The sequence below is a fragment of the Mesorhizobium sp. P2_F8 genome, from assembly GCF_056403655.1.
Genome location: NZ_JBFUFB010000084.1, coordinates 1 through 1,960 on the forward strand (window position 1 = coordinate 1; position 1,960 = coordinate 1,960).

Below are 1,960 nucleotides of genomic sequence, written 5' to 3' on the forward strand. Positions count from 1 at the left end.
CTCGAATAGTTCAGGCTAAATAGGTGCCGGTCCCTAACACCGGCGCCGATCTCGGCAAGAAGTAAACCGCAAGGCGCTTAGCCTGGCCGCTTCATGCGCAAGCTTGGAGGTCGTGTGAAGCCGTTCGCGCGTGTGATGAGCAATGTCCAGGCTCAGGTCCGTTTGCGACATTCGAAACGACCAAAGCCTATGACTGCGTTGGGTCAGGTCACGACAATGGTTGTGCGGAAATGAATGTCTGCCCTGCCAGATCGGAAATCAGAACTCGCCAGTCCGCTTCTGATGCTGGACGGCTCTCCTCCGCCTCGCGCTACAATCGCAGGATTAGAGCTGGAGGAGCGCTATGATGAGCAACGTTACGACAATCGGTCTGGATATTGCGAAGTCCGTGTTTCAAGTCCACGGCGTGGATGCGGCTGGTGAGGTTGCAGTTCGCAGGAAGTTGACGCGTGGGCGTATGCTGCCGTTCTTTGAGAGTTTGCAGCGATGCCTTGTCGGGATCGAGGCGTGCAGTTCGTCGCATTATTGGGCTCGCGAGCTAATCTCGCGTGGCCACGACGTGCGGCTGCTGCCGGCACAGTATGTGAAGCCGTATTTGAAACGGCAGAAGAATGATGCTGCAGATGCAGAGGCGATCTGCGAGGCCGTGACACGACCGACGATGCGCTTCGTGCCGGTGAAGTCGCCCGAGCAGCAGAGTGTGATGATGCTGCACCGGGTTCGATTGATGCTCAACCGCCAGCGCACACAGATATCGAACGCGTTGCGGGCGCACCTATCCGAGTTCGGGGTCGTGCGCCGATCGGGCGTAATGGAATTGAGCAACTTCTCGTGGTCATCAACGACGAGAACGATGCCAGGATACCGGCCGACGCACGGCTTTGCCTGAGGATGCTTGAAGCACAGCTTCGTGTCGTGAAGGAACAGATCCTCGAAAACGCTCGCCGGGTCCGTGCGAGTGCGCGAGAGTCCGAACTGGGTCGCAGGTTGATGGAGATTCCGGGCGTTGGCCCGCTGCTGGCGAGTGCGTTCGTTGCGACCGTCGCTGATCCGCACGCATTCAAGTCGGGGCGATGCGGGAGGCGTCGTCGATGCAAACATGGACGAACTCCCAACTGCTGCCGCGCGAGCTCGCATTGCCGGTGCGCTTGCCGGTAATGCGATGACCGATGCGCTCGATCGCGATAAGGAGCGGCGCGGCCACATATAAATGCGCAATCGCTCGAAGAGACCATCAGGATTTCGGCGTCTAAAGAGCACTCTCTTCCAACGCGGTCGGTTGAACGGGTGGACCTCGTCTCTGAAAAAACGCAGCCTGTGCTGCTTTGTTCCGAATTTGCTGATCAACCGGGTGTCCGAAGCGCAAGTGCGGATAGTCGGGCAACAGTCGGAAAAAACCCAGGCTGAGAACGCGGCATAGCGTTGTACCGAGTTGAATGGGTAGAGCGGAGAAAGCGGACACACGATCACCTATAGCCCGAGGCCGAAAGTGGCCCGAAGCGACCCTTGTCGGGGCTATGGTGCTAGAAACGAAGGCTGCCGCCTAGCTCCTGCGGCGGCGGATCGCTATCGACGCCGCAACCGGCCGGCCCGCTATGTAGCCTTCGGGCACAGCGAGTTCGGCGCATCGCTCGATATGCCGATTTGGTCTCTCAGGGTGAGCGCCAGGACAACATCCTCCCTTCCCAACCCCTGCAATCTATGATCCGCTCCCGCCACAGGAGGATCGCATGGCATTATCTGTTATCGGGGCTGGGTTCGGCCGCACCGGCACGCACACTCTGAACCTGGCGCTTGAAATGCTCGGGTTCGGGCCGTGCCATCACATGGAGGACGTCAACTCTAACCCCGAGCACCGCGACCTGATCCGCGCCGCCGGGCGCGGCGAGCCGGTGGATTGGGACGTCGTCTATGCCGGTTACAGGTCGGCAGTCGACTGGCCGACGGCCTATTTCTGGCG

The 1,960-nt window shown here is 59.8% G+C and carries 2 protein-coding genes and 1 pseudogene; 2 read left to right on the forward strand and 1 reads right to left on the reverse strand.

Going from position 1 to position 1,960, the window contains the following annotated elements; all coding sequences use genetic code 11:
• Nucleotides 1-346: 346 nt before the first annotated feature.
• Nucleotides 347-889, forward strand: coding sequence for an IS110 family RNA-guided transposase (locus AC1DZP_RS35985; RefSeq protein WP_477309085.1), 543 nt, complete (start codon nt 347-349; stop codon nt 887-889).
• Nucleotides 890-1,069: 180 nt separating this feature from the next.
• Here AC1DZP_RS35985 and AC1DZP_RS35990 read toward each other — a convergent pair.
• Nucleotides 1,070-1,177: pseudogene (locus tag AC1DZP_RS35990) on the reverse strand (IS481 family transposase); the annotation flags it as partial.
• Nucleotides 1,178-1,730: 553 nt separating this feature from the next.
• On the opposite strand from AC1DZP_RS35990, the gene AC1DZP_RS35995 reads away from it, so the two are divergent.
• Nucleotides 1,731-1,960, forward strand: a 230-nt coding sequence (locus AC1DZP_RS35995; protein WP_477309087.1) for a sulfotransferase, incomplete at its 3' end; no start/stop codon positions are given.